The 26,085-nt window shown below is 72.7% G+C and carries 24 protein-coding genes; 8 read left to right on the top strand and 16 right to left on the bottom strand.

The features are described from left to right. Positions 1-46: 46 nt before the first annotated feature. From DVH02_RS09220 to DVH02_RS09265, 10 genes are all read right to left on the bottom strand, one after another. Positions 47-1,570 (bottom strand): mannitol dehydrogenase family protein, encoded by a 1,524-nt coding sequence (locus DVH02_RS09220; RefSeq protein WP_114623287.1) that lies wholly within the window; start codon positions 1,568-1,570, stop codon positions 47-49. A 5-nt stretch (positions 1,571-1,575) separates the two neighbouring features. Beyond that, positions 1,576-2,799 carry a D-mannonate dehydratase ManD gene (gene manD / locus DVH02_RS09225; RefSeq protein WP_114623266.1) on the bottom strand — a complete coding sequence of 408 codons (1,224 nt, stop codon included), beginning with the start codon at positions 2,797-2,799 and terminating at the stop codon, positions 1,576-1,578. Further along, positions 2,796-3,833: a 2-hydroxyacid dehydrogenase gene (locus DVH02_RS09230; protein WP_114623267.1), complete on the bottom strand. Its 1,038-nt coding sequence runs from the start codon at positions 3,831-3,833 to the stop codon at positions 2,796-2,798. The genes manD and DVH02_RS09230 overlap by 4 nt, the downstream gene beginning before the upstream one ends. Continuing rightward, positions 3,830-4,870, bottom strand: a complete 1,041-nt coding sequence (locus DVH02_RS09235) for a LacI family DNA-binding transcriptional regulator (RefSeq protein WP_114623268.1) — start codon at positions 4,868-4,870, stop codon at positions 3,830-3,832. Before DVH02_RS09235 ends, DVH02_RS09230 begins: the two co-directional genes overlap by 4 nt. Positions 4,871-5,020: 150 nt before the next feature. Beyond that, positions 5,021-5,566, bottom strand: a complete 546-nt coding sequence (gene mug, locus DVH02_RS09240) for a G/U mismatch-specific DNA glycosylase (RefSeq protein ID WP_114623269.1) — start codon at positions 5,564-5,566, stop codon at positions 5,021-5,023. 19 nt (positions 5,567-5,585) lie between these two features. Continuing rightward, entirely contained in the window at positions 5,586-7,019 is a 1,434-nt protein-coding gene (gene purB / locus DVH02_RS09245; RefSeq protein WP_114623270.1) for an adenylosuccinate lyase, read from the bottom strand. Positions 7,020-7,078: 59 nt separating this feature from the next. Then, on the bottom strand, positions 7,079-7,918 hold the full coding sequence (locus DVH02_RS09250; protein WP_114623271.1) for an SGNH/GDSL hydrolase family protein: 840 nt from the start codon (positions 7,916-7,918) through the stop codon (positions 7,079-7,081). 74 nt (positions 7,919-7,992) lie between these two features. Further along, positions 7,993-9,006, bottom strand: coding sequence for a hemolysin family protein (locus tag DVH02_RS09255; RefSeq protein WP_114623288.1), 1,014 nt, complete (start codon positions 9,004-9,006; stop codon positions 7,993-7,995). Then, positions 9,006-10,415: a hemolysin family protein gene (locus tag DVH02_RS09260; RefSeq protein ID WP_114623272.1), complete on the bottom strand. Its 1,410-nt coding sequence runs from the start codon at positions 10,413-10,415 to the stop codon at positions 9,006-9,008. Before DVH02_RS09260 ends, DVH02_RS09255 begins: the two co-directional genes overlap by 1 nt. A gap of 96 nt (positions 10,416-10,511) precedes the next feature. Further along, positions 10,512-10,943 (bottom strand): GNAT family N-acetyltransferase, encoded by a 432-nt coding sequence (locus tag DVH02_RS09265; RefSeq protein WP_114623273.1) that lies wholly within the window; start codon positions 10,941-10,943, stop codon positions 10,512-10,514. A 209-nt stretch (positions 10,944-11,152) separates the two neighbouring features. Between DVH02_RS09265 and DVH02_RS09270 the strand changes: the two genes are divergently transcribed. After that, positions 11,153-13,093: a heparinase II/III domain-containing protein gene (locus DVH02_RS09270; RefSeq protein ID WP_233518113.1), complete on the top strand. Its 1,941-nt coding sequence runs from the start codon at positions 11,153-11,155 to the stop codon at positions 13,091-13,093. A 28-nt stretch (positions 13,094-13,121) separates the two neighbouring features. Here DVH02_RS09270 and DVH02_RS09275 read toward each other — a convergent pair whose 3' ends face one another. Continuing rightward, positions 13,122-14,225: a substrate-binding domain-containing protein gene (locus tag DVH02_RS09275; protein ID WP_114623275.1), complete on the bottom strand. Its 1,104-nt coding sequence runs from the start codon at positions 14,223-14,225 to the stop codon at positions 13,122-13,124. A gap of 186 nt (positions 14,226-14,411) precedes the next feature. Between DVH02_RS09275 and DVH02_RS09280 the strand changes: the two genes are divergently transcribed. The 5 genes from DVH02_RS09280 to DVH02_RS09305 all read left to right on the top strand — a co-directional run bounded on the left by DVH02_RS09280 (position 14,412) and on the right by DVH02_RS09305 (position 19,476). Then, positions 14,412-15,431, top strand: coding sequence for a hydroxyacid dehydrogenase (locus DVH02_RS09280; RefSeq protein ID WP_114623276.1), 1,020 nt, complete (start codon positions 14,412-14,414; stop codon positions 15,429-15,431). 113 nt (positions 15,432-15,544) lie between these two features. Beyond that, complete coding sequence (locus DVH02_RS09285; RefSeq protein WP_114623277.1) at positions 15,545-16,813, top strand: ABC transporter substrate-binding protein; 1,269 nt, start codon at positions 15,545-15,547, stop codon at positions 16,811-16,813. Beyond that, positions 16,813-17,712: a carbohydrate ABC transporter permease gene (locus DVH02_RS09290; protein ID WP_114623278.1), complete on the top strand. Its 900-nt coding sequence runs from the start codon at positions 16,813-16,815 to the stop codon at positions 17,710-17,712. The genes DVH02_RS09285 and DVH02_RS09290 overlap by 1 nt, the downstream gene beginning before the upstream one ends. Further along, on the top strand, positions 17,709-18,620 hold the full coding sequence (locus tag DVH02_RS09295) for a carbohydrate ABC transporter permease (RefSeq protein WP_114623279.1): 912 nt from the start codon (positions 17,709-17,711) through the stop codon (positions 18,618-18,620). The genes DVH02_RS09290 and DVH02_RS09295 overlap by 4 nt, the downstream gene beginning before the upstream one ends. 118 nt (positions 18,621-18,738) lie before the next feature. Beyond that, positions 18,739-19,476, top strand: coding sequence for a hypothetical protein (locus tag DVH02_RS09305; protein WP_114623280.1), 738 nt, complete (start codon positions 18,739-18,741; stop codon positions 19,474-19,476). Positions 19,477-19,482: 6 nt separating this feature from the next. Here DVH02_RS09305 and bioD read toward each other — a convergent pair whose 3' ends face one another. The 3 genes from bioD to bioB are packed head-to-tail and all read right to left on the bottom strand — an operon-like array spanning position 19,483 to position 22,781. After that, entirely contained in the window at positions 19,483-20,217 is a 735-nt protein-coding gene (bioD, locus tag DVH02_RS09310) for a dethiobiotin synthase (RefSeq protein ID WP_114623281.1), read from the bottom strand. 1 nt (position 20,218) lies between these two features. Beyond that, positions 20,219-21,538, bottom strand: coding sequence for an adenosylmethionine--8-amino-7-oxononanoate transaminase (locus DVH02_RS09315; protein WP_114623282.1), 1,320 nt, complete (start codon positions 21,536-21,538; stop codon positions 20,219-20,221). Next, the gene (bioB, locus tag DVH02_RS09320) at positions 21,531-22,781 is read right to left on the bottom strand and encodes a biotin synthase BioB (RefSeq protein ID WP_114623283.1); all 1,251 of its coding nucleotides are present in this window, start codon (positions 22,779-22,781) and stop codon (positions 21,531-21,533) included. The genes DVH02_RS09315 and bioB overlap by 8 nt, the downstream gene beginning before the upstream one ends. A gap of 220 nt (positions 22,782-23,001) precedes the next feature. Between bioB and DVH02_RS09325 the strand changes: the two genes are divergently transcribed. After that, entirely contained in the window at positions 23,002-24,162 is a 1,161-nt protein-coding gene (locus tag DVH02_RS09325) for an 8-amino-7-oxononanoate synthase (RefSeq protein WP_114623284.1), read from the top strand. Here DVH02_RS09325 and DVH02_RS09330 read toward each other — a convergent pair. Both DVH02_RS09330 and DVH02_RS09335 read right to left on the bottom strand, forming a co-directional pair. After that, positions 24,159-24,365, bottom strand: coding sequence for a DUF397 domain-containing protein (locus DVH02_RS09330; protein ID WP_114623285.1), 207 nt, complete (start codon positions 24,363-24,365; stop codon positions 24,159-24,161). The genes DVH02_RS09325 and DVH02_RS09330 overlap by 4 nt on opposite strands. 8 nt (positions 24,366-24,373) lie before the next feature. Next, positions 24,374-25,240, bottom strand: coding sequence for a helix-turn-helix domain-containing protein (locus tag DVH02_RS09335; RefSeq protein ID WP_114623286.1), 867 nt, complete (start codon positions 25,238-25,240; stop codon positions 24,374-24,376). Positions 25,241-25,496: 256 nt separating this feature from the next. Here DVH02_RS09335 and DVH02_RS09340 point away from each other — a divergent pair, with 256 nt between their 5' ends. Beyond that, positions 25,497-25,952 (top strand): ATP-binding protein, encoded by a 456-nt coding sequence (locus DVH02_RS09340; RefSeq protein ID WP_114623289.1) that lies wholly within the window; start codon positions 25,497-25,499, stop codon positions 25,950-25,952. Positions 25,953-26,085: the final 133 nt, after the last annotated feature.

The raw sequence follows: 26,085 nt of genomic DNA on the forward strand, positions 1-26,085 counted from the left end.
GGTGGAGAGAAGAGCGGGAGGGGTGGGGAGAACAGCGGGAGGGGGGTCAGCGCGCGGGCAGCGGTTCCCACCGCGCCGCCCCGGCGGCCTCGGCCGCCGCCGCGCCGGGACCGTGCCGGACGATCGCGTCGATGAACTCGGCGATCCGGGCGGCGAAGTCCGGGAACTCCGTCAGACCGGTCCCGAGCAGCCCGCTGTCCAGCACGGCTGCCGTGTAGGCGGCACCGCCGGACACCGGGACCCGGCGCGCGATCGCGGCCAGCCGTTCCCGGGCCGGGTCCACCATGGCGGTGGCGTGCGGCCCCGGCGAGAAACCGGGCGGCGGCGCCACGCAGCAGAGGTACGCGGCGACGGTCAGCGCCAGATGGTGCGGCATGCGTCCGGCCCGCAGATGCAGCAGCGCCGGGTCGGGCACCCGCTGGCGGAGCTTGACGGAGCCGTCCGAGCCGACCTGCTGGGTGCGGTGGCCCAGCGCGGTGTTGGCCCAGCGCTCGAAGAGCTGACCGACGTACGTGTCCGGATCGATGTCGGCGGGCACGGTCAGGGTCGGCAGGTAGTCGCCGTGCAGCACGGCGCGCGCGGCGTCCGCGACGAACGGCCGGGCGATCGCCTCCGGGATGGTCGCCCGCCCGTCCAGGGCGCCCAGATAGGCGATGAGCGAGTGCGTGCCGTTGAGCAGCCGCAGCTTGAGCAGCTCGTACGGTTCGACGTCGTCCGTGAAGAGGGCGCCGCCGTGCTCCCAGCGCGGACGTCCGGCGCAGAAACGATCCTCCATGACCCACATGGAGAACGGTTCGGCCGGTACCGGTACGGCGTCGCGCACCCCGAGCCCGGCGGCGACCGCGTCGCGGTAGGCGTCGGTGGTCGCGGGGACGATCCGGTCGACCATGGAGCCGGGGAACGTCACGGCGCTCTCCAGCCACTCCACCAGGTCCTCGCGTTCGGCGGCGGGCAGCGCCTCCACGAACTCCCGGACCAGCCGCCGCGTCTGCGCGCCGTTGCCCGCCAGGTTGTCGCAGCTGAGGACGGTCACCGGCCGCGCGTGTGCGCGTCGGCGGCGCTGGAGCCCGCGCACGATCTGCCCGATGGTGGTGCGCGGCGGCGCGTCGCCCCGTACATCGGCCTGTACCGCCGGGGAGCCGAGGTCCAGCCCGTGGGTGCGCGGATCGAAGGTGTAGCCGTGCTCGGTGACGGTCAGCGAGATGACCGCCGTGTCCGGCGCGGCCAGCGCGTCGAGCACCTGCTCGGGCTGGTCCGCCGCCACCAGCGCGCCGGTGTGCACGGCGGGCACCGTGATCCGGGTGCGCTCCGGGGAGATCTCCACGACCGAGTAGCGCATCTCCTGCTCGCGCAGGGCCCGCGCCACGGCGCCGGAGCGGCTGGCCACGCCGAGGATCCCCCAGGGGCCGTCGGTGTGGGACAGCGCGGCGGCCGTGTGGACGGCCTGGTGGGCGCGGTGGAAGTTGCCGAGACCGAGATGGACGATGCCGGTGCGGGCCGGTGTGCGGGCGTTCAGCCGGGAGGCGGCGGGCACGGTCGTCGCGCCCAGCCGCGGCAGAGCCGTGGTCATCTCGCTCACCAGTCCGTCATCGAGCCGTCGCGCCGCCGTGCGACCGGCAGGTACGCGGGCTCGTACGGGAAGCGGGCGGCCAGCTCCTCGTCGACCTCGACCCCGATGCCGGGCAGGTCCCCGGGGTGCAGATGCCCGTTCTCGTACGACCAGCCGTGCCGGAACACCTCGTGCACCAGCGGCTCGTAGCCCATGTACTCCTGGATGGCGAAGTTCGGTGTGGAGAGACCGACGTGCAGCGACGCGCCCAGCGCGACCGGCGAGACGTCGGACGGCCCGTGCGGCCCCAGCCTGATCTGCCAGACCTCGGCCAGCGCCGCGATCCGCCGCAGATGGCTGATGCCGCCCGCGTGCGTCACACACGTCCGTACGAAGTCGATGAGCTGCTCCGTGATCAGCGACTGGCACTCCCAGACGGTGTTGAACACCTCGCCGATCGCCAGCGGGACCGTGGTGTGCTGCCGTACGTGGCGCAGCACCTGCTGGTTCTCCGCCGGGGTGACGTCCTCCAGCCAGAACAGGTCGGCCTCCTCCAACGCCTTTCCGAGCTGCGCCGCCTGATTGGGTGTCAGCCGGTGGTGGGCGTCGTGCAGCAGCTTCAGTCCGGGGCCCACGTGCGCGCGGGCGGCGGCGAGCACCTTGGGCGCGTGCCGCAGATACGCCTCGGTGTCCCAGATCTCCTCGACGGGCAGATTGCCGCGCTCGGCCGGTTCGTAGCCCGGGGCGCCGCGTGTCACGCCGTACACCGTGTCGAGCCCCGGCACGCCGCTCTGCGCGCGGATGGCGAGGAAGCCCTGCTCGCGCTTGGCGTCGATGGCGTCGAGCAGTTCGGGGACGTCCCAGCCGCTGGCGTGCGTGTAGGTGAGGATCCGGTCGCGGACCGCGCCGCCGAGCAGCTGGTAGACGGGCTGTCCTGTGGCCTTCCCCTTGATGTCCCACAGCGCGATGTCCACCGCGCCGATGGAGGTCATGGTGACCGGGCCGCGCCGCCAGTAGACCCCTCGGTAGAGGTACTGCCAGGTGTCCTCGATCCTGGCCGGGTCGCGGCCGATCAGCAGCGGTGCGACATGGTCCCGGAGGTACGAGGCGACGGCCAGCTCGCGGCCGTTGAGCGTGGCGTCGCCCCAGCCGACCAGCCCCTCGGCCGTGGTGATCTTGAGGGTGACGAAGTTGCGGCCGGGGCTGGTGACGATCACGTCCGCCGCGACGATCGAGTCGGTCCCGGTCATCGGGCCACCGCCACGATGTGGTGCGGCCGTTCGCCGGCGGTGAGCCTGCCGATGTTGGCGGCGATGTCGGCGGCCCTGCGCGCGAAGGTCTCGCGGGTGAGGCCCGAGGAGTGGGGAGTCATCAGTACGTTGTCCAGCTTCTCGAAGGGGTGGTTGCCGGGCGCCGCTGTCCCGCCCTCGGACGGGTAGCGGTACCAGACGTCGAGCGCGGCGGCGCCGATCGTCCGCTCGCTCAGCGCCCGGAAGAGCGCGTCCTCGTCCACGACGGGGCCCCGGCCGACGTTGATCAGTACGGCGCTGGAGCGCATCCGGGACAGCTCGGCCGCGCCGATCAGCCCGGTGGTCGCAGCGGTGAGGGGCGCGGAGACCACGACCACGTCGGAGGTCTCCAGCAGGGTGCCGAGATCGTCCACGGTCCCCGACCAGTCCAGCCCCCGGGCGGCGGCGTCCACGTCGCCGCGCCGGGTGACCGCGACCCCCCGCGCGCCGAATGCCCGGAACAGCTCCCAGCAGCGCGCGCCGATATGGCCGAAGCCGACAAAGCCGATGGTCGCCGTCGCCAGGCTGTCGGTCCAGGGGGAGTCCGGGTCGTGCACGGGGGAGTCCCACCGGCCCTCGCGCAGCGCGGTGTGCTGGCGCAGGAAGCCCCGGCGCAGCAGGATCGCGGCGGAGATCGTGTACTCCGCCATGGAGTTCTCGTGGTGGAAGGTGTTGGCGACCAGGGTGCCCGGTGCCAGCGCGGCCGTCTCGATCCTCTCCGTACCGGCGCCCGCCGCGTGGACCAGCCGCAGGCGCGGCGCGGCGGCGGCCATGGCGGCGGTGCACTGCCCGGAGACGAGGACGTCCGCGTCGGTGAGGGCCGCCGTGAGCGCCGCGGCGTCCCGCGGATCCGGCCAGCGCACCGTCGATCCGGCGGGCAGCGCGGCCTCGAACTCGGCCCGCAGGGGCGCCAGGTTGGAGTCCGCGACCACGACGGTCGGCGGGTGGCCGGGGGCGGGCTCGTTCGGTTCGCCCGTGCTGGCGTCTGTCGTCATGACGCGTCCTTCATCGTCCGGTCCGCGGCGGTGTTCCGCCACGGCGTGCGGGAGGGGGCGGGGCCGCTGGAGCCGCGCACGATCAGCTGGGTCGGCAGCCGCAGCAGGCGCGGGGTGGCGCGCTCGCCCGCCAGGACCTGGCCCAGCAGGTCGAGGCTGAGCGCCCCGGCCTTCGCCATCGGCACGGCGATGCTCGTCAGGGACGGCTGGGACACCTCGGCGAACGGGATGTCGTCGACGCCGATGACACTGAGGTCGTCGGGCAGGCTCAGCCCCAGCGCCCGCGCGCCCGCGATCACACCGAGCGCCATCAGATCGTTGTGTGTGATCACGGCGGAGGCGCCCGAGGCCATCACACTGGCGGCGGCGGCCGTGCCGCCCGCCACCGTCTCGGCCTGCCAGCCGAGCAACTCCAGCTCCAGACCGGCCCGTTCGGTCTCGCCCCGGATCAGCTCGACCCGGTGCGCGTTGGACCAGGAGCGCTGCATGCCCTGGACGTAGGCGATCCGCCGGTGGCCGAGCGCGGCGAGGTACTCGACGGCCTGCCGCATGCCGTGCGTCGCGTCCGCGATCACACAGTCCGCGCCGCTGGTCTCGCGGTTGACCAGGACGACCGGGGTGCGTCCGCAGACGGCGAGGATCTCCGCCGCCTCCAGCCGGGGCGAGCACACGATCAGCCCGTCGGCCTGATCGCGCAGGTGTGTGATCACCTCGCGCTCACGGTCCTGGCTGAGGTCGGTGTCCGCGAGGACGACGGTCTGCCTGCGGTGCCACCCCTCGCCCTGGGCGGCCTTCACGAACGCCCCGAAGACCGGATTGGCGATGTCGGGCACGACCACGGCCACCGTCGCGCTCTCCCCCTCGGCCACCGGCTCGACGGCCCGCGCCACGGGAGACTCGTAACCCAGCTCTTGCGCAACGGCAAGAACCTTGCGCAAGGTCTGCGGGCCGAGCCGGTCGGGGTCGCTGAAGGCCCGCGAAGCGGTGGAGAGCGCGACGTTGGCGCGCTTGGCTACATCGGTCAAGGTGGTGGCCATGGCGACTCCGCTACTTGCTCGACGGAGCGAGGTGAGTGAACGACATGGTGCATGGTCGTCACCGTTGCGCAAACTTGTCAATGCTTGCCACAAAACTGGCAAGGGGGTGCCGCGCGCCCGCGGCCAGTCCGGCCGGTCCGCCGGTGGAGGCTACGCGGCCGGAACGCCCGCCGCCGCGCGCAGCCGGCCGAACTCCTCGGCCATCGTCGCCGCCGTCCAGTGCGCGTTGAGCCCGCTCGGATTGGGCAGCGCCCAGATCCGCGTCCCGCCGATCGTCCGCTCCTGCGGGCCGATGACCGCCCGCCTCTCGTCGAACGCCGTCCGGTACGCGGTGATCCCGACCACCGCGAGCCAGGCCGGCCGCAGCCGCTCCACCTTCGCGGCCAGGATCCGGCCGCCCTCCCGGAACTCCTCGGCGCTCAGCTCGTCGGCCCGCGCCGTCGCCCGCGCCGCGACGTTCGTGATGCCCAGACCGTACGCGAGCAGCTCGTCCTGCTCGGCGGGGCGCAGTCGGCGCGGGGTGAAACCGGACAGGTGCAGCACCGGCCAGAAGCGGTTGCCGGGGCGCGCGAAGTGATGGCCCGTGGCCGCCGACAGCAGGCCCGGGTTGATACCGCAGAACAGCACACGCAAGCCGCCCGCGGCCACGTCGGACAGGACGCGGTCGCGGGCGGCTTCGCGTTCTTCCGGGGTCACGCGCGGACCCGTCCGGTGGTCACAGGATGGAGCCCGGCGTGTAGGCAGCGGCCTCGGGACGCTGCTTGACGATCTCGTCGATCCGGCCGACGACGGTCGCGATCTGGTCCTCCGCCGCGCCCGTGAAGGACAGCTTGTCCGCCATCAGCGCGTCCAGCCCGGCCCGGTCCAGCGGCATCCGCTCGTCCGCCGCCAGCCGGTCCAGCAGCTCGTTGCGCTCGGCCCCCCGCTCACGCATGGCCAGCGCCGAGGCGACGGCGTGCTCCTTGATGACCTCGTGCGCGGCCTCCCGGCCCACCCCGGCGCGTACGGCGCCCATCAGCACCTTCGTCGTCGCCAGGAACGGCAGGTAGCGGTCCAGCTCGCGCGCCACCACGGCGGGGAACGCGCCGAACTCGTCCAGCACCGTCAGGAACGTCTCCAGCAGTCCGTCCAGCGCGAAGAACGCGTCGGGCAGCGCCACCCGGCGGACCACCGAGCACGAGACGTCGCCCTCGTTCCACTGGTCGCCCGCCAGCTCGCCGGTCATCGACGCGTAGCCGCGCAGGATCACCATGAGGCCGTTGACCCGCTCGCAGGAGCGCGTGTTCATCTTGTGCGGCATCGCGGAGGAGCCCACCTGGCCGGGCTTGAAGCCCTCGGTGACCAGCTCGTGCCCGGCCATCAGCCGGACCGTCTTCGCCACCGACGACGGCGCCGCCGCCAGCTGCACCAGCGCGGTCACCACGTCGTAGTCGAGCGAGCGGGGATAGACCTGGCCCACCGAGGTGAACGCCTGCGCGAAGCCGAGATGGCCCGCGATCCGCCGCTCCAGCTCGGCCAGCTTCGCGGTGTCCCCGCCCAGCAGGTCGAGCATGTCCTGCGCGGTGCCCACCGGGCCCTTGATGCCGCGCAGCGGGTAGCGGCCGAGGAGGTCCTCCAGCCGCCCGTACGCCACGAGCAGTTCGTCGGCCGCCGTCGCGAACCGCTTGCCGAGCGTGGTGGCCTGCGCGGCGACATTGTGCGAGCGGCCCGCCATCACCAGCTCGCCGTACTCCCCTGACAGCTTCCCGAGCCGGGCCAGCACCGCCACCGTACGGTCGCGCATCAGCTCCAGCGACAGCCGGATCTGCAGCTGCTCGACGTTCTCCGTGAGATCCCGCGACGTCATGCCCTTGTGGACCTGCTCATGGCCCGCGAGGGCGTTGAACTCCTCGATCCGCGCCTTCACATCGTGCCGCGTGACCTTCTCGCGCTCGGCGATCGAGGCCAGGTCGACCTGGTCGAGCACGCGCTCGTAGTCGGCGAGGGCGGCCTCGGGCACCTCGATCCCCAGATCCCGCTGCGCCCGCAGCACGGCGAGCCACAGCCGCCGCTCCAGCCTGACCTTCTGCTCGGGGGACCACAGCACGGCCAGCTCCGCCGAGGCGTAGCGGCCGGCAAGGACATTGGGGATACGAGGCTTGGCAGTCACGTGGGGTGATTCTACTGGCGGTTCGCGCAGGTCGGCGCCCCGGCCTTGTTCGTGGACAGCTACGAGGGCCCGGCCGTACGGTCCCGGCCGGGCGTGCCGTCGCTGGACCCCGCGTCCCGCACCGGCGCCGCGTCCCCGTACGCCAGCAGCTCGGGGCGCTTCGCCGCGAGGCCGTCCCCGGAGGAGCGGCCGGTCAGGCGGCGCATCACCCACGGCCCGAGGTGCTCGCGCGTGAACCGCGCGTCGTGCGCGCGCCGCGCGAGCCAGCGCTCGCGCTCGGTGGGCGGCAGCCCGGCCCGCCAGTCCTCCGCCGCGTCCAGCCCCAGCGTCTGCCAGACCGCCTCGGCCACCCGGCGGTGGCCCTCCGCCGTCAGATGCAGCCGGTCCACGTCCCACATCCGCTGGTCGCCGAGGACCGGCGCCGCGTACAGATCGACCACCAGCGCGCCGTGCGCCGCCGCCAGTTCGTCGACGACGGTGAACAGCTCCTCCATGCGCGGCCGGAAGCGCTTTTGCACCGGACCGTTCCGCGCCGGGCTGCGCATCAGCACCAGCTGCCCGCACGCCGGGGCGAGCCGCTCCACGGCCTCCGTGAGCAGCGCGCGCACCCGGCCCATGTCGACCTTCGGCCGCAGCGTGTCGTTGAGCCCGCCGACCAGCGTCACCACGTCCGGTGCCATCGCCGCCGCGAGGCCGACCTGCTCCTCGACGATCTGGCCGATGAGCTTGCCGCGCACGGCCAGATTGGCGTACCGGAATCCGGGGGTACGGGCCGCGAGCCGCGCCGCGAGCAGGTCGGCCCAGCCCCGGTAGGAGCCGTCGGGCAGCCGGTCGGACATGCCCTCGGTGAAGGAGTCACCCAGGGCCACGAAACTGGTGTATTCAACATGTGTCTCCATGGCGCCGTCGATCGTACCGGGCGGTATGCCCGCGCCCGCCGGGAGGTCCCGCGGAGCGGATCCCAGAAGAGGTCCTACGCGTGCCGGCCCACCAGCTCCCGCAGGACGTCCTCCATCGTGACCAGCCCCGCCAGCCGCCCGTCGTCGTCCACCACGGCCGCCAGGTGCGTACGGCTGCGGCGCATCGCGGTCAGCACGTCGTCCAGCGGCGTCGCCGCCCGCACCCGCGCGATGCCCCGCATGCCGGAGACCGGGAACGGCTCGTCGCGCGGCGCCGCGTCCAGCGCGTCCTTCACGTGCAGGTAGCCCAGGATCCGCCGCGAGGGGTCCACCACCGGGAAACGCGAGAAGCCCGTCTCGGCGGCCAGGGCCTCCAGCGCCTCCGGCGTCACGCCCAGCCGCGCGGTCACCACGCGCTCCAGCGGCAGCACCACGTCGCGCACCGGACGGCGGCCCAGCTCCAGCGCGTCGTGCAGCCGGGCGGTCGCACGGTCGTCCAGCAGCCCCGCGTGGCCCGCGTCCGTGACCATCCGGGCCAGCTCGTCGTCCGAGGACGTCGCCGACACCTCGTCCCTGGTCTCCACCCGCAACAGCCTCAGCAGGCCGCTCGCGAAGGCGTTGACCGTGAAGATCACCGGACGTAGCGCGCGGGCCAGCCCGACGAGCGGCGGCCCGAGCAGCAGCGCGGCGCGCACCGGACCGGCCAGCGCGACGTTCTTCGGCACCATCTCGCCCAGCAGCATGTGCAGATACGTGGCCACGGCCAGCGCGATCACGAACGAGAGCGGGTGCACCAGCCCCTCCGGCATCCCGACCGCCGCGAAGAGGGGCTCCAGCAGATGCGCGATCGCGGGCTCGGCGACGATTCCCAGCACCAGCGTGCACAGCGTGATGCCCAGCTGCGCCGCCGCCAGCAGCGCCGACACGTGTTCGAGCCCCCACAGGACGCCGCGTGCCCGCCGGTCGCCGGCCTCGGCCACGGGCTCGATCTGGCTGCGGCGCACCGAGATCAGCGCGAACTCGGACGCGACGAAGAAGGCGTTGACGACCAGCGTCAGCACCCCGGCGAACAGCTGGAGCGCCGTGATCACCTGGCCTCCCCCGAGCCGTCGCCGCGGGGGCGACGGGCCCCGCCGCGGCCGCCGCGCGAGCCGTCCGCGCCGCCGTCGCTCTCTTCGTCGCCCCCGGCCGGTGGCAGGGGCGCGCGCAGCAGCAGCCGCGCCGCCCGCCGCCCCGCGGCGTCCACCACCTCGACGTCCCAGCCGTCCGCCGCCAGCCGGTCGCCCTCGACGGGCAGCCTGCCCAGCTCCGTGGCGACGAGCCCGGCGAGCGTCTCGTACGGCCCCTGCGGCATCCGCAGCCCGATCGCCCGCAGCTGATCGGCGCGCGCGGCGCCGTCCGCCGACCACAGGGCCCGGCCTCGCGCGTCCTCGCCCACCGCCGCCAGATCGGCGGTCTCGTGCGGGTCGTGCTCGTCGCGTACCTCGCCGACGACCTCCTCCACGATGTCCTCCAGCGTCACCACCCCCGCCGTACCGCCGTACTCGTCGATCACGACGGCCATCCTGGCCCGGCCCGACAGCCGGTCCAGCAGGGTGTCCACCGTCAGGGACGCGGGCACCAGCAGCGGTTCGCGCACCAGGTCGGAGACCGGGTGCCGGGCGCGCCGCCGCGCGGGCACCGTCAGGACGTCCTTGATGTGCACGACGCCCACGACCGCGTCCAGCGTGCCCCGGTAGACGGGGAAGCGGGAGAGACCGGAGGCCCGGGTGGCGTTGGCGACGTCCTCGGCCGTGGCCCGCAGGTCGAGGGCCATCACCCGGACCCGGGGCGTCATCACGTTCTCCGCCGTCAGCGCCGACAGGCTCAGCGTCCGTACGAACAGCTCGGCGGTGTCCGCCTCCAGCGCGCCCTCCCGCGCGGAGTGCCGCGCCAGCGCGGCCAGCTCCTGCGGACCGCGCGCGGAGGCCAGCTCCTCCGTGGGCTCCAGACCGAAGCCGCGCACGATGCGGTTGGCCGTGTTGTTGAGATGGCCGATGAACGGCCGGAAGGCGGCGGTGAAGTACCGCTGCGGGGTGGCCACCACCTTGGCGACGGCCAGCGGTGAGGAGATCGCCCAGTTCTTCGGGACCAGCTCGCCCACGACCATCAGCACGACCGTCGACAGCGCCGTACCGATGACCAGCGCGACCGAGGACGCCACCGGGGGCGAGAGCCCGGCCGCCTCCACCGGACCCCGGATCAGCTCGGCGACGGACGGCTCCGCGAGCATCCCGACGACCAGATTGGTCACGGTGATCCCGAGTTGGGCGCCGGAGAGCTGGAACGTGAGGCTCCGTACGGCCTTCAGCGCACCCGCCGCGCCCCGCTCGCCCCGCTCGGCGGCCCGCTCCAGCTCCCCGCGCTCGATCGTCGTCAGGGAGAACTCCGCCGCCACGAAGACCCCGCAGGCGAGCGCCAGGACCACCGCCACCAGCAGCAGAAGCACTTCGGTCATCGGTTCACCCCTGTCCCGTCCGTCCCATGGTCGGTCAGCGGGCAGGAGGCCGCGCGACGACGGGAAGCCCGGCCGTCGCGGGCCGGGCGGGACCGGTCAGACCGGCCCCAGGGGCTTCACCCAGCGCCGCCAGCGGTCCTCACGGTGATATCCGGCGGCTGCCCACGTGTGGTGTGCCCGTTCGTTGGCCTCCAGAACCATGGCGTCGGAGCGTCGGCCCCCGAGGGCGGCGAAGCGCCGCTCCGCCGCGTCCAGCAGGGCGGTGGCGATGCCCTGCCTGCGGTGGTGCGGATGGACGGCCAGCCGGTAGGCGGAGCACCGCCACCCGTCGAAACCGGCTATGACGGTTCCGGTGAGGACGGAGTCGTCGCTCTCGGCGAGGAGCAGGGCCTCCGGGTCCCGGGAGATGAGCCGGGCCACCCCGTCGTGGTCGTCGCTGATGCTCGTGCCCTCGGCGGCTTCGCGCCAGAACCGCAGCACGGCCTCGACGTCCGAGGGGCCGGCGGGACGGATGTGAATATCGTTCATCGGCTGAGCCAAGCAGAGCACCGGCCCGCCCGGCGAACGATTTCCGCGCGACGTCCGTACCAGGTGCCGCACGATCCGAACAAAATGCGCAGCGAAGCATCATAATCGGCCGGGTGAACGAACATTTTCGATCGGTAGTAAACATTGCTCAGGTGGAAGGGCTCGCCGAGAGGCTGCGGGACGCTCCCCGGCGCGTGCCGATTCCCCCGGTGACCGACCGCGCGGTCTGGGACGCGGTGGACGCCACGACGCGTACCGCGCTCCTGACGGCGGCCGAGGCGGAACTCGGCCGCCCGGCGCCGGTGTCGCGCGCGTCCGACTGGGCGCGCGCCTTCCGGGACGGGGTGCGCACGGCCTACGAGGACCGGGCCCGTGAGCTGCGCCACCGTACGGCACTCTTCGTCCTCGCGGCGGTGCTGACCGGCGAGTCCGCGCCCGCCCAGGCGCCGCCGGGTGCCGCTCCCCACCTCGACGCGGCGGCCGACTGCCTCATGGCGCTCGCCGAGGCGAGCACCTGGTGCTGGGCTCCGCACGACCGCTTCACCACCGCGCGCGGCGAGACCGTACCCGACCCCGACGAGCCGTTCCTCGATCTGGGCGCCGCCGAGGTCGCCTCGCTGCTGGCCTGGGCCGACCACGTTCTGGGCCCGCACCTCGACGAACGGGTCCCCGGGCTGCGGCGCCGACTGCGGCGCGAGGTCAGGCTGCGGGTGTTCGAACCCTTCCTGCGGATCAGGGACTGGCACTGGATCGGCCTCGACGGCGACGCCCACAACTGGAACCCGTGGGTGCACGGTGCGGTGCTGACCGCCGCCCTGCTGCTCTGCGACGACGAGGAGGAACGGGCCGAGATCGTCCGGCTGGCCGCCGTCGGCCTCGACCGCTTCGTCGAGGTGCTGCCCGACGACGGGGGCGTGGACGAGGGCGTCGCCTACTGGTGGCAGGGCGCCTGCCGGCTGCTGGAGGCGCTCGATCTGCTCGCCGCCGTCGGGGGCGCGCCGTGCGACGCCCGCGACCTGCCGGTACTCGCCGAAGTCGTGCGCTACCCGTACCGGATGCACTTCGGCGGCCCCTGGTACGTCAACGTCGGCGACGCCCCGGCCCGCCTCCCCGACGAGCAGCCCTGGCATGTCCTGTTCCGCTGGGGCGGCCGGCTCGGCGACGCCGAGGTCAGCGGCCACGCGCGGGCGCGCGGCGCGGCGCGGGGCGTCACCGTGAGCCACCAGGACGGCCTGGGCCGCGCGCTGGCCGGGCTGTCCGACCCCGCCTGGCGCGCCGCGACCGGCCGCGACGGGAAGAGCGCCACCGCCGGAGCCGGTGCCTGGCTGCCCCGGGACGTCTGGCTGCCGCGCGTGCAGGTGCTCGTCACCCGGGAGCGCCCCGGCACCGCGGCGGGGCTCGCCCTCGCGGTCAAGGGCGGTCACAACGACGAACGCCACAACCATCTCGACGTCGGCACCTACTGGGTCGCCCTGGACGGCGAGCCGGTGATCGTCGACCTCGGGCAGCCCACCTACACCGCCGACAGCTTCGGCCCGGACCGCTACCGCGCGTGGCCGCTGCGCAGCGCCTGGCACAACGTGCCCGACCTCGATCCCGACTCCGACTCCGACGCCGGTCCCGACTCCGACGCCGGTCCCGGTCCCCATCGTTCCGGGACCGGTTCCGGCCAGCTGCCGGGCGCCGCGCACCGCGCCCGCGACGTACGCGTGCGGACGGGCGACCCCACCACCGAGTGGTCCGCCGACCTCGCGCCCGCCTACCCCGCCGGCCTGCTCGGCGCCCTGCGCAGGACCGTACGGCTGGTCCGCGCCACCCCCGGAGAACCCGCGCACATCGTCGTCACCGACGAACCGGCCGGGGGACCCGACGGCGGCACCGCAGGGTTCGGCGTACGGCACGTCATCGCGGGTGACGTACGGCTCGACGAGGGCCGGGCCACGGTCGCCACCGCCACCGGCGGCACGCTGCGGATCGGCTGGGACCCCGCGCTGCTGACCGCCGATCTCCGGGAACAGCCGCTCCGGGACCCGCTGCTGCGTCTGTCCTGGGGCGACCGGCTGACCAGGCTGACCCTGCGCACCGGCCCGTCCCGCGTCCCCGGCGGTCCGCCGGGGGCGGCGCGGGTACGGATCGAACGCGCCCGCTGAACGGGCGGGAGCGCACCGGATCGTGAGGTCACACGCCCCCCGCCCGCACGACCGACGAGTTGCGGAGGATCAGCTCCGGCAGCACCGTGATCCGCTGGGCGGGGTGGCGCCGCCCCTCCCGCAGCCGGGAGACCATCATCTCGACCGCGACCCGGCCGACCCGCGACTTGGGCGGCCGGACCGCGGTCATCGCCGGCTCCGCGAGATGGGCCACCTCGTCGTCGTAGCTGACCATCGCCATGTCGCCGGGGATGGTCAGGCCCTGTTCCGCGAGGTACTGGGCGATGGACATCGCGTCGGGGTCGCTGTGCACGATCAGCGCGGTGATCCGGGCCGCCCGGGACCTGTCCAGGATGCCCCTGATGATCTCCCGGTGCCCGGGGACGTCGAGGGCGACGCTCTCCCTGACCACGAACGCGCCGGGCAGGTCCAGCTCCGCGCATGCCTTCACCCAGCCCTGGGCGAGATGGGCGGAGGTCGGGCTGCCCTTCGACAGCACCAGGCCGATCCTGCGGTGGCCGTGCTCGTGGAGATGGCGCACGGCCATCTCCAGACCGAGCGCGTGATCGCTGCGTACCCACCCCAGCTGACGCGGGGTCGGCGTCCACCGGGATATCTGCCGCTCGACGAGGATGGCGGGCACCGGCAGATCGCCGATCCAGTCGATCATCTCGTCGAGGCCCTCGCCCTCCAGGTTCGGTGCCAGCAGCAGCCCCTGCACCTGCTGGGCGGCGATCAGCCGGCTGATCTGGCGCCGGTCCTCCGCCTGGTCGTAGCTCGATCCGCGCAGCTGGATCTGGACGCCGAGCGCGACGGCCGCGCTCCGCGCCCCGCCGACGATCTGCGGCCAGTAGAAGTCCAGCGACGGCACCACCATGCCGATGGTGAACGGCGTCGAGGCGGGCCGGGGGCGGCGCGTGTGGAGCGGATCGAGGTCGGTCGGCAGGGTGGCGCCGCCGTGCACCCGGGTGAGCAGCCCCCGGGCGGCGAGCGCCGCGATGTCGCGCCGCACGGTCAGCTCGCTGACCTCCAGGGTCCGCGCCGCCTCCCGGACCCGCAGGGAGCCGCTCCGCCGCAGCTCGTCCATCAGCAGCTCCCGGCGCTGCAGAGCGAACAGCCGCTCATCCGTCATCTGGACACCTGACCTTTGACCCGTTCGACTCTGAACGTTTCGCTTCGTTTACGTACGGCCTCTAGTGAACGCGTACGTCTCACCACTATCTCTATTCCCACGTGTTCGGCAAGGAACTTCGTATACGGCAAGGAACTGGGCGGCGCCGGCCACCGCCGCGCGCCCATGGGAAGGACTCGACACCCGATGCAGACGAAGCCCCAGGCGCTGGTCGTGATGGACAGGCAGAGCTTCGACGCGCACTTCGACGCGGCCCGGCTCGAACGCTTGGCGGGCCTGGTGGAACTGGGCGATCCGGTGTGGACCGACGACCTCGACTCCGCCTCGGTACGGGCCCGCCTGGCGGAGGTCGAGGTGATGCTGACCTCGTGGGGCGCGCCCCGGCTGACCTCGAAGCGGCTCGCGGCCGCACCGGCCCTCAAGGCGGTGCTGCACTGCGCGGGCAGTGTGCGCGGGCTGGTGGGGGACGAGGTGTGGCGCCGGGGCATCCGCGTGACCAGCGGCGCCGACGCCAACGCGATTCCGGTCGCCGAGTACACCCTGGCGGCCATCATCTTCGCCGGGAAGAAGGCCCCCTTCCTCGCGGCCGACGAACGGCGCGCCTACGAGGGCTGGGGTTCGGTCAGCGGCCACGGAGACCTGTCCAACTTCCGCAGAACGGTCGGGGTCGTGGGGTTCTCCCGGATCGGCCGCAAGGTCGTCGACCTGCTCAAGGTCCTGCCCACCACCACCTGCCTGGTCGCGGACCCCTACGCGGACCCGGCCGAGGTCAGCCGGGCGGGCGCCACCCTGGTCGGGCTGGCGGAGCTGCTGCCGCGGGTCGACGTGCTCACCCTGCACGCGCCCGAACTCCCCGAGACCCGCAACCTGATCGGCGCGGCGGAGCTGAGCATGCTGCCCGACAGCGCGACGGTCATCAACACCGCGCGCGGCAGCCTGATCGACTCCGACGCCCTGGCCGCGGAGTGCGCGGCGGGCCGCCTCTTCGCCATCCTCGACGTCACCGAGCCCGAGCCGCTGCCTGCCGGCTCACCGCTCAGACGACTGGCCCGCGTCATGATCACCCCCCACGTAGCAGGCTCGCTCGGTTCGGAGATCGGACGCCTCACCGACCACGCGATCGACGAACTGGAACGTCTGTCCGCCCGGCAGCCCCTGCGGGCGGAGATCACGGCGGAGAACTGGGCCCTCGGGCTGAGCGCCTGAGGGCCTGAGGGCCTGAGCACATGGGCGCCGGGAGCCCCGCGCGCCCGGCGCCCGGGACCCTCCGCCGGACACCGCCTTTCGCAAGAAGAGACCACTCGAAGGAGCCGCACATCATGAGGAAGACCTCGGCAAGAGCCCTGACGGCAGCCGTCGCCGTGACCCTGCTCGCCGCCGGCTGCGGCGGCGGTGACGGCGGTTCCGCCACCACCGCCGACGGCCGCAAGGTGGTCAAGGTCGCGCTGTGGAACTACGACACGACCCCCGAGTTCAAAGCGCTGATCGAGGGCTTCGAGGCGGAGAACCCGAAGATCGACATCCAGCCGGTCGACATCCTCGCCGACGACTACGCCGACAAGGTCACCACCATGCTCGCGGGCGGCGACAGCACCGACGTACTGACGATGAAGAACGTCACCGACTACGCGCGGTTCGCCACCCGCGGACAGCTCAAGTCGCTCGACAGCGAGGTCGAGGCGCTCGACAAGGCGTCCTACTCCGGTCTGGACCCGTTCGAACTCGACGGCCACTACTACGCGATGCCCTACCGCCACGACTTCTGGGTGCTCTTCTACAACAAGGCGCTCATCAAGCCGGCGGACGCCGATCTGGCGAAGCTCAGCTGGGCCGACTACGCCTCCCTGGCCAAGCAGACCAGCACGGGCGGAGGCACCTCCAAGGTCTACGGCACCTACCTCCAGACCTGGCGCTCGGTGGCCCAGGCGATCGCCGCCGCCCAGACCGGCGGTGACCTGCTGAGCGGTGACTACGGATTCTTCAAGGACCAGTACGAACTGGCCCTCGACCTCCAGAAGTCCGGCGCCGCGATGCCGTTCGGGACGGCCAAGAGCCAGAAGGTCCAGTACAAGACGATTTTCGAGAGCGGCAAGGTCGGCATGGTGCCGATGGGCAGCTGGTTCGCCTCCGCGCTGCTGGAGGACCGGGCCAAGGGCACCACGGACATCGACTGGGGCGTAGCCCCGCTGCCGCAGATCAAGGGCGACGGCACGAAGACTACCTTCGGCTCGCCGACCGCGTTCGCCGTGAACAAGAAGGCGCGGAACTCGCCGGAGGCCGAGCAGTTCGTGAAGTGGGCCTCGGGGCCCAAGGGCGCGGCGGCCATCGCCAAGGTCGGCGTCGTCCCCTCGTACACCGGTGAGGAGGTCATGAAGGCGTACTTCGCCGTCAAGGGCATGCCCTCCGACGCACTGGCCGCCCAGGCGATGAAGCCGGACTCCGTGAAGCTGGAGATGCCCGTCAGCGACAAGACCTCCGACATCAACCAGATCCTCGACGAGGAGCACGAACTGGTGATGAGCGGGGAGAAGTCCGTCGAGCAGGGCATCGAGGAGATGAACAAGCGAGTGAAGTCCGAAGTCCGGTGATGACTCTCTCCGACTCCACCACCGGCAAGCGACGGCGCCGGCACAACACACTGGTCGGCTGGAGCTTCATCCTCCCGAACTTCCTGGGCTTCGCCGCCCTGACCCTCCTCCCGGTGTTCGGCACGCTGCTGCTGGCCTTCACCGACTGGAACTCGTACTCCACGCCGGAATGGATCGGGTTCGACAACTTCCGGCGGATGCTCGACGACGGCAACTTCTGGACCGCGCTCAAGAACACCTCGTGGTACGCGATCGGCCATATCCCGCTCACCCTCGCGGCGGCCCTCGGCCTCGCCGTGCTGCTGAACCGCAAGCTCCGGGCCGTGGGAGTGCTCCGCACGGCGTTCTTCTTCCCGTACATCACCTCGCTGGTGGCGGTGGCCGTCGTATGGAACATGCTGCTCAGCCCCGAGCTGGGGCCCGTCAACCAGTTCCTGAAGTTCGTCGGCATCGCGCATCCGCCCGGCTGGACGACCTCCACCGACTGGGCGATGCCCGCGCTCGTCATCACCAGCGTATGGCGGGACATGGGGTACTACATGGTGCTCTATCTCGCCGGGCTCCAGGCCATCCCCGGTGAGCTGTACGAAGCGGCGCGTGTGGACGGCGCGGGCGCGTGGAAGCGGTTCTGGCATGTGACGCTGCCAGGACTGCGGCCCACCACCTTCTTCGTCCTCGTCATGCTCACCGTCTCCAGCTTCAAGATCTTCGACCTGGTCCAGGTCATGACCGAGGGCGGCCCCGGCCGCTCCACCCTCGTGCTCTCGCAGCTCATCTACCGGCAGGGCATCGCCCAGGGCCGATTCGGCTACGCCTCGGCGATCTCCCTGGTGCTCTTCCTCATCGTCCTGGCCATCACCCTCGTACAGTTCCAGCTCCAGCGGAGGTCCGAACGATGAACACGACCACGCTGCGGAAGGACAGCACCGGGACCGCGGCCCCCCGGCCCGCGACCCCGCGACCGGGTCCGCCCGGCGGCGCGGGCGGGGTGCGCGCCGCCGCCGGCCACGTGCTGCTCTACGCGGGACTCCTCGTCCTGGCGGCGGCGATCCTGCTGCCCTTCGCGTGGATGCTGACGTCCTCGCTCAAGCGGGACAACGAGGTCTTCACCGTTCCGATCCAGTGGATACCGCAAGAGTTCCAGTGGGAGAACTTCACCGAGATCTGGACCACGATCCCGCTCCTCACCTACCTGAGCAACTCGCTGTTCCTCAGCGTCACCATCACCGCGCTCCAGGTCCTCACCGGGAGCTTCGCCGCCTACGGCTTCGCCAAGATGCGCTTCCCCGGCCGCGACGTGCTGTTCTTCGGCTACATCGCCACCATCGCGGTGCCGTGGCAGGCGTACATGGTGCCGCAGTACATCATGATGGAGAAGCTCGGGCTGGTGAACACCCACCTCTCGCTGATCCTGCTCCAGGCGTTCGGCGCCTTCGGCGTCTTCCTCATGCGCCAGTTCTATCTGACCATTCCGGACGAGATCAGCGAGGCGGCGCGGCTGGACGGACTCAGTGAGTACGGCATCTGGGCCCGCATCGTCCTGCCGCTCTCCAAACCGGCCCTGGCCAGCCTGGCGCTGCTGACCTTCGTCAACACCTGGAACGACTACATGGGCCCGTTCATCTATCTGACGGACAACCGTCTGTGGACCGTGCAGATCGGGCTCCGCCAGTTCGTCGGGATGTACGACGCCCGGTACGCCATGATCATGACCGGGTCCGTGCTCTCGGTCCTGCCGATCCTCGTGGTCTTCCTGCTCGGGCAGCGGTACTTCGTGCAGGGCATCGCCACCAGCGGGATCAAGTGACACCGGCGGATCGAGTGACACCGGCGGATCGAGCGACACCGGCGGATCGAGTCACACCGGCGGATCGGGTGACCTCGGCGGATCGGGTGACCTCGGCGAATCGAGTGAGGCGAATGCGATGAGCGGTGCTCCCGTCACCGGCCGGCCCTCCCGGCTCAATGTGGGATACGGGTCCTGGGACCTGATCTGGTCGTTCGTCCACCGGGTCCTGGTCGTCAACATCGGGCTGGCGGCGGCGAACCTGCCGCTGCTGGCCGCCCTGCACCTGGTCGACCGGCCCTGGCGCTACCCGGTCTTCTTCGGCCTCCTGTCGCTCGGCATCGGTCCCTCCCTCGCCGCCGCCTTCGGCTATCTGCGCGGCGCCGACGGGGACGAACGGGCCCCGGCCGCCGAACTGCCGCGTGCCTACCGGCGGTTGTTCGGCCGGGCGCTGCTCCTGTGGACGCCGTGCGTGCTGCTGACGGCCGTGGCCGCGACCGACGCGTACGTGCTGCGCCACTCGGCGCTGGGGCTCGCGCTGGTGCCGCTGTTCGCCATGGCCGTACTCGTCGCCGTCGGCTCCGGCGTCGCGGCGATGGCCTGCCTGGCGTACGACGCCCCGCGCGTGCGGCGGCGCACACTCCTGGCGGTGTCGTACGCGCAGGTCCGCCGCTGGCCGCTCGGGCTGATGAACCTCGGACTGCTCGCGGTCGCCCTCGTCCTCGTCAACCAGGCGCCGCTGCTGGGTCTGGCCGTGGTGCCCGGCTGCGTCCTGTCCGTCGTCTGGCGCAACTTCTGCTCCATGGCCGGGACATCGTCCGGCCCCGGTGCCGAAGGCCCTGGTGCCGAAGGCCCTGGTGCCGAGGCGGTCGGCTGAGCCCGTTCACGCGGACGGCCGCGGGCCCGCGCCCTCGCGCGCGGTGAACGCGGCCGCGTCCCACTCGCCGTCCAGCGCGGGCGCCAGCCAGCCGCCCGCCCGCTCCCGGAACAGCGCCGGGGCCAGCGCGCCCACCCCCTGCGGCACCGCGCCCAGCAGGGGCGCGCCCGCGGCCTGCGGCAGATCCGCCAGATTGCAGCGCGCCGCCAGGTCGGGCGCGGCCGGCCAGCCGCCGATCACCACGCCCAGCGCCGTCAGCGCCCGCGCGCGCAACGCCTCCGCCGTGAGCGCGGTCGCGTTCAGGGTGCCGAGCCCGGCGGGGGCCACCACCAGCACGGGCGCCCCCAGCAGCCGGGCCGCGTCCGCGAGGGTGGCGCCGCTCTCGTCGAACCGTACGAGCAGCCCGCCCGCGCCCTCCACCAGCACCAGATCGTGCTCGGTGGCCAGCTTCTCGGCCGCGACGGCCACCTCGGCCGGGCCGACCGGCGCCGCCCCGGCCCGCCTGGCAGCCGTCGCGGGCGCCAACGGGTCGGGGAACCGGGCGAGTTCGACGGCGGTCACCGGCCCCGCCAGCCGCGCGGCCTCCGCCACGTCGCCCGGCTCACCGGGGCCGAGCCCGGTCTGCGCGGGCTTGAGCACGGCGACGCTGCGGCCCCGGGCCAGCGCCGCGGCGGCGACGGCCGCCGTGACGATCGTCTTGCCGATCTCCGTACCGGTTCCGGAGACGATGAGCACCGGCATGTCAGCCCTCTTCCGCCGCCGCGACGACCGCGCGGCAGATCCTGGCGACGTCCTCGTCGCCCGTCACGTACGGCGGCATCGTATAGACGAGGTCGCGGAACGGGCGCAGCCAGACGCCCTCCCGCACCGCCGCCCGCGTGGCCGCCGCCATGTCCACGTCGTGGTCCAGCTGGACGACACCGATGGCGCCCCGTACCCGTACCTCCCGTACGCCGGGGAGCGCCTTCGCCGCCGCCAGCCCGGCGCTCAGCCCCGCGCCGATCCGCTCGACCTCCTTCGCCCAGTCCTGGCCGAGCAGCAGGTCGATCGAGGCGAGGGCCACCGCCGCCGCCAGCGGGTTGCCCATGAACGTCGGCCCGTGCGCCAGCACCGGCACCTCGCCGCGCGAGATGCCCTCGGCCACCTCCGACGTGCACAGCGTCGCCGCCATGGTGAGATAGCCGCCGGTCAGCGCCTTGCCCACACACATCACATCGGGGGACACACCGCCCTGTTCGGCGGCGAAGAGGGTGCCGGTGCGGCCGAAACCGGTCGCGATCTCGTCGAAGACCAGCAGCACCCCGTGCGCGTCGCACGCCTCGCGCAGGACCCGCAGATACGCGGGGGAGTGGAACCGCATGCCGCCCGCGCCCTGCACCACCGGCTCCACGATGACGGCCGCGAGTTCGTCGGCGTGCCGGGCGACGAGCGCGCGCAGCCCCCGCGCGTACGTCTCGTCGTAGTCGGCGGGCGGGGCGTCGGCGAAGATCTGGCGCGGCAGCGTGCCCGACCACAGCTCGTGCATCCCGCCGTCCGGGTCGCACACCGACATGGGATGCCAGGTGTCGCCGTGGTAGCCGCCGCGCCAGGTCAGCAGGCGCTGTTTGGCGGGCCGGCCGAGCGAGCGCCAGTACTGCAGGCACATCTTCACCGCGACCTCGACCGAGACAGAGCCCGAGTCGGCGAGGAAGACGTGGCGCAGCGGCTCCGGGGTGATCTCGACCAGCCGCGCGGCGAGCCGGACGGCGGGCTCATGGGTGAGCCCGCCGAACATCACATGGCTCATCCGGTCGAGCTGCTCGTGCGCCGCCTTGTTGAGCACCGGGTGGTTGTAGCCGTGGACCGCCGACCACCACGAGGCCATGCCGTCGACCAGCTCGTACTGCCCGTGGGCGGGTTCGGCCAGCCGCAGCCGCACTCCGGACGCGGACTCCACGATCAGCGGGTCCGTACGGCCCGGCATGGGGCCGTACGGATGCCAGACGTGGGCCCGGTCCAGGGAGAGCAGCTCGGCGGGGCCCAGGGCCGACCGGCCCTGGGCCAGGAGGGGCGCCTCAGGCATTGGGCGCCAGTTCGGTGCCCGCGCCGCGGCGGCGTACGGACACCAGACCGGGGCGCGAGGCGAGGACGTCGGCACCGGCCGCGGGGACCGGCTCGGCCCCGGGGACCGGCTCGGCCCCGGGGACCGGCTCGGAACCGGCGGCGGCCGGAACACCGTCGTGGCCGCACCGCTCGCCCGCCGGACCGCACCCGGACCCCGCCGCCGTCTCCGCGTCGCCGCACACCGAACCGCAGCCGCCGGCCCGGTGCTCGGGCAGCGTGGCGGACCCCGCGCCCTCCACCTCGAAGCCCGCGTCCGCGATCATGTCCAGATCCGCCTGGCCCGCCTGCCCCTCACTGGTGAGGTAGTCGCCCAGGAAGATCGAGTTGACCAGGTTCAGGGCGAGCGGCTGCATCGAGCGCAGATGGACCTCGCGTCCGCCCGCGAGCCTGACCTCCACGTCCGGGCAGACGAACCGGGTCATCGCGAGGATGCGCAGACACCGCTGCGGAGTGAGGTTCCACTCCTTGGCCAGCGGCGTGCCCTCCATCGGGATCAGGAAGTTGACCGGCACCGAGTCGGGGTCCAGCTCGCGCAGGGCGAAGACCACGTCGACCAGATCCGCGTCGCTCTCGCCCATCCCGGCGATCAGGCCCGAGCACGGGGACAGCCCGCCCTCGCGGGCCTGCCGCACGGTGTCGACCCGGTCGGCGTAGGTGTGGGTCGTGGTGATGTCCCCGTAGGTGCCCTCGGAGGTGTTGAGGTTGTGGTTGTACGCGTCGGCGCCCGCCGCCCGCAACCGCTCCGCCTGACCGTTCGACAGCAGACCGAGGCAGGCGCACACCTCGACCTCCTCGTTCTGCTCCTTGATCGCCTCGATGGTCCGCGACACCCGGTCGATGTCCCGGTCCGTCGGCCCCCGGCCGCTCGCCACCAGACAGACCCGCTTGGCGCCGCCCGCCACACCGGCCGCCGCGACCTTGGTCGCCTCGTCGGGCTTCAGCCAGGTGTACTTGAGGATCTCGGCCTTGGAGCCGAGCCGCTGCGAGCAGTACGAGCAGTCCTCGGGGCACAGCCCGGACTTCATATTGATCAGGTAGTTCAGCTTCACCCGCCGCCCGAACCACTGCCGGCGTACCTTCCCGGCGGCGGCCACCACGTCGAGCAGCTCGTCGTCGGAGGTCGCCAGCACGGCGAGCGCTTCCTCGCGGGTCGGCAGCTCACGCCGCAGGCCCTTCTCCACCAGTGTGTTCAGCAGGTCCATGGTGCAGATCCTTTCCCACCGGGGACCCCGGGGCCAAGGAGGAATCCCACAACACCCCCGGATCACGGTGTGTGTATCACCACACCCTGTCCTGTTCGGGGCGCGGTTAGAGTCTGTGAGCTGCCTACAAAAGGACGCGCGCTCACAAAAGGGCGCCGCGCGGATCACCGCGCCGCACGCGCGCAGCACCCCACCCGCCGCCCACCGGAGGTCCGGACCCGTGACGCAGGATCCCTTCGACTGGACCGACGACGAGGCGCGCCGCCGTGCGCGCGCCGGTCTGGTCCGTACGCTCCGGCCGCGCCCCGCCGCGCAGGACCTGCTCGACCTGGCGAGCAACGATTACCTGGGCCTCGCCCGGCACCCGGCCGTGACCGGGGCGGCGGCGGACGCCGCACACCGCTGGGGCGCGGGCGCCACCGGCTCCCGGCTGGTCACCGGCAGCACCGACCTGCACGCCGAACTCGAACGCGAGCTGGCCGGATTCTGCGGATTCGAGGCCGCGCTCGTCCTCTCCTCCGGATACGCGGCCAACCTCGCCGCGCTCACCGCGCTGACCGCCCGCGAGGGGCTGCTCGTCTCCGACGCGGGCAACCACGCCTCGATCGTGGACGGCTGTCGGCTCTCGCGCGCCGAGACCGTCGTCGTCCCGCACGCGCGGCCCGACGCCGTCGCCAAGACGCTCGACGCGCACCCCGGCCGGCGGGCGCTGGTGGTCAGCGACGCGGTGTTCTCGGTGGACGGCGACGCCGCGCCGCTCGCGGAGCTGGCCGCGGTCTGCCGCACGGCGGGCGCCGCGCTGCTCGTCGACGACGCGCACGGGCTGGGCGTGCTCGGCGACGGCGGCCGGGGCACGCTCGACGCGGCGGGACTCGCGGGCGCGGACGGCGTGGTGGCCACGCTCACGCTCTCGAAGTCCCTGGGCAGCCAGGGAGGCGCCGTACTCGGACCGGCCCGGGTCATCGACCACCTGGTCAACGCCGCGCGTACGTTCATCTTCGACACCGGACTGGCGCCCGCGGCCGTGGGCGGCGCGCTGGAGAGCCTGCGGCTGCTGCGCCGGGAACCGGCCAGGGCGGGCCGGGCGCGCGAGGTCGCCAGGGAGCTGCACCGGCGGTTCACCGACGCGGGACTGACCGCCGTACGGCCGGACGCCGCCGTCGTCTCCGTACGGGCACCGTCACCGGAGGCGGCCGTGCGCTGGGTCGCCGACTGCCGTACGGCGGGGCTGGCCGTGGGGTGTTTCCGGCCCCCGTCGGTGCCGGACGGCGTCTCCCGGATCAGGCTCACCGCGCGCGCCGATCTGACGCCCGGCCAGATCGACACGGCGGTCCGTACGGTCGTGGCGGCGGCCCCGCCGCTTCCAAACGAAAGACCCTAACCGACCGGACAGCGCACCGGCTCCCGCTCGCGCAGGGCCGACAGGAAGCAGGACCACGCGCTCCCCGAGAAGGACAGCGGCGGCCGGCGCGCTTCCTTGGAATCGCGCACGACCAGCGCGTCCGGCCCGCTGCGGGCCGACTCCACGCAGTTGTTGGCGCCGGTGCTGTAACTGCTGCGCCGCCAGACGGGACAAGCGTTCATGATGCTCCCTACGCGCTGTCGCGGATCCCGTCGCGGATATCGGCGACGAGATCCAGGGAATCGTCGGTCGAGAGGGCGTGCGCGCACATCGTGCGGAACGCGGCGCCGTACGCCTCCAGTTCTTCTCTCCGTTCCAGATAGAGGCTATTCGTTAGATGGTCGAGAACGACCAAATCCAGATCATTGATGTTCGGAAATGAGAAGATAACGAAAGGCCCGGCGAGTCCGACATAACCGCCGACGGTGAACGGCAGCACCTGCAGGCACACCTGAGGAAGCCGGGCCAGCTCCGACAGTCGTCGCAACTGCTCCCGCATCACCCCCGGGCCGCCCACCTCCCGCCGCAGCACCGCCTCGTCGAGCACGGCGTGCAGCCGCAGCGGGGTCGTGGTCCGCAGCACCGCCTGCCGGGCGAGCCGGACCTCCGTCAGCGCGTCGACGGCGGCGGCGGGCACCCCTTCCAGCGCGGCGCGGGTCACGGCGCGCGCGTACTCGCGCGTCTGGAGCAGCCCCGGCACCACCGAGGTCTCCAGCGTGCGCGCCGTGCTCGCCTGCGACTCCAGGCTGATGAAGTCCCGGTAACGGGGCGGGATCGCGCCGCCGTACGCCTCCCACCAGCCCCGGCCGTCCGCGCCCCGGCCGGCCAACGCGGACAGCAGCGAGCGCGCTTGAGGATCGGTCAGGCCGAGCGCGTCGAGCAGTACGGCCAGATCCTCCCCCTTCACCCCGCTGACGCCCGTCTCGATCCTGCTCACCTTCGACTGGTGCCAGCCGAGCAGCCGCGCCGTCTGGCCGCTCGTCAGCCCCGCTTTCCGGCGCAGCCTCTTCAATTCCTCACCGAGTCTGCGCCGCCGTACCACTGGAATATGCCGCATGGCCGAATCCGCCCTTCGCCCGTCCTCGTCCCGTTCCGGTGCCCGCGGCCGTGAAGTTATCTATTCGCTGCCCGAATACGGTCTTCCGTTGCAGAGTTCACCGCATCGAGCGACAGATATATGCAGATCTCGGTGGATCGGCCCTGCGAATGGCGCGATCAGTGGCAGGCTGTCGCGAAGCACAGTCCGAGGCCGTCCGCGCAGTCATCCGCTCTGTGCCGGAGTGCGGTCCGGTGTGGAAAGGGACGGCATCGTCATGGCAGACCACCAGGAAGCATCCATCACCCTGCCGAGCGATCCCGCGTCGGTACCGACGGCGCGAAGATATGTCGCCGACCTCCTGACGGAGTGGGGACTGCCCACGGAGGCGGAGACGGCCGACACGGTACGGCTGATCGTCTCGGAACTGACCACCAACGCCGTGCAGCACACCTTCGGCCAGTCGCCCACGTTCACCGTGGAGATCCGGCTGGAGCGTGAGGAGTGGCTGCGGATCGGCGTCACCGACAGCCATCCGCGCTGGCCGCAGCGGCTGCCGGCGGCCGTGCAGCAGGACAACGGCCGGGGGCTGGTCATCATCCGCTCGCTGGCCGCCGAGTACGGCGGGCGGCTCTCCATCACCCCGACCCCGGAGGGCGGCAAGACGGTCTGGATCGCGCTGCCGTGGACCGTCGCGGGGACGGCCGCCGCGGTCCGGGTGCGCGGCGGCTGACCGGCGGGGGCGGCCCCCGGCCGTTGCCCGGCCGGGGGCCGCCCCCGCGGATCGGTGCCCGTCCGCGCCGGGTGCCCGTCCGCGCCGGGTGCGCGTCCGCGCCGGGTGCGCGTCACGGACGGGCACGGTTCAC

This window comes from Streptomyces corynorhini, assembly GCF_003346515.1.
GTDB classification, from domain to species: Bacteria; Actinomycetota; Actinomycetes; order Streptomycetales; family Streptomycetaceae; genus Streptomyces; species Streptomyces corynorhini.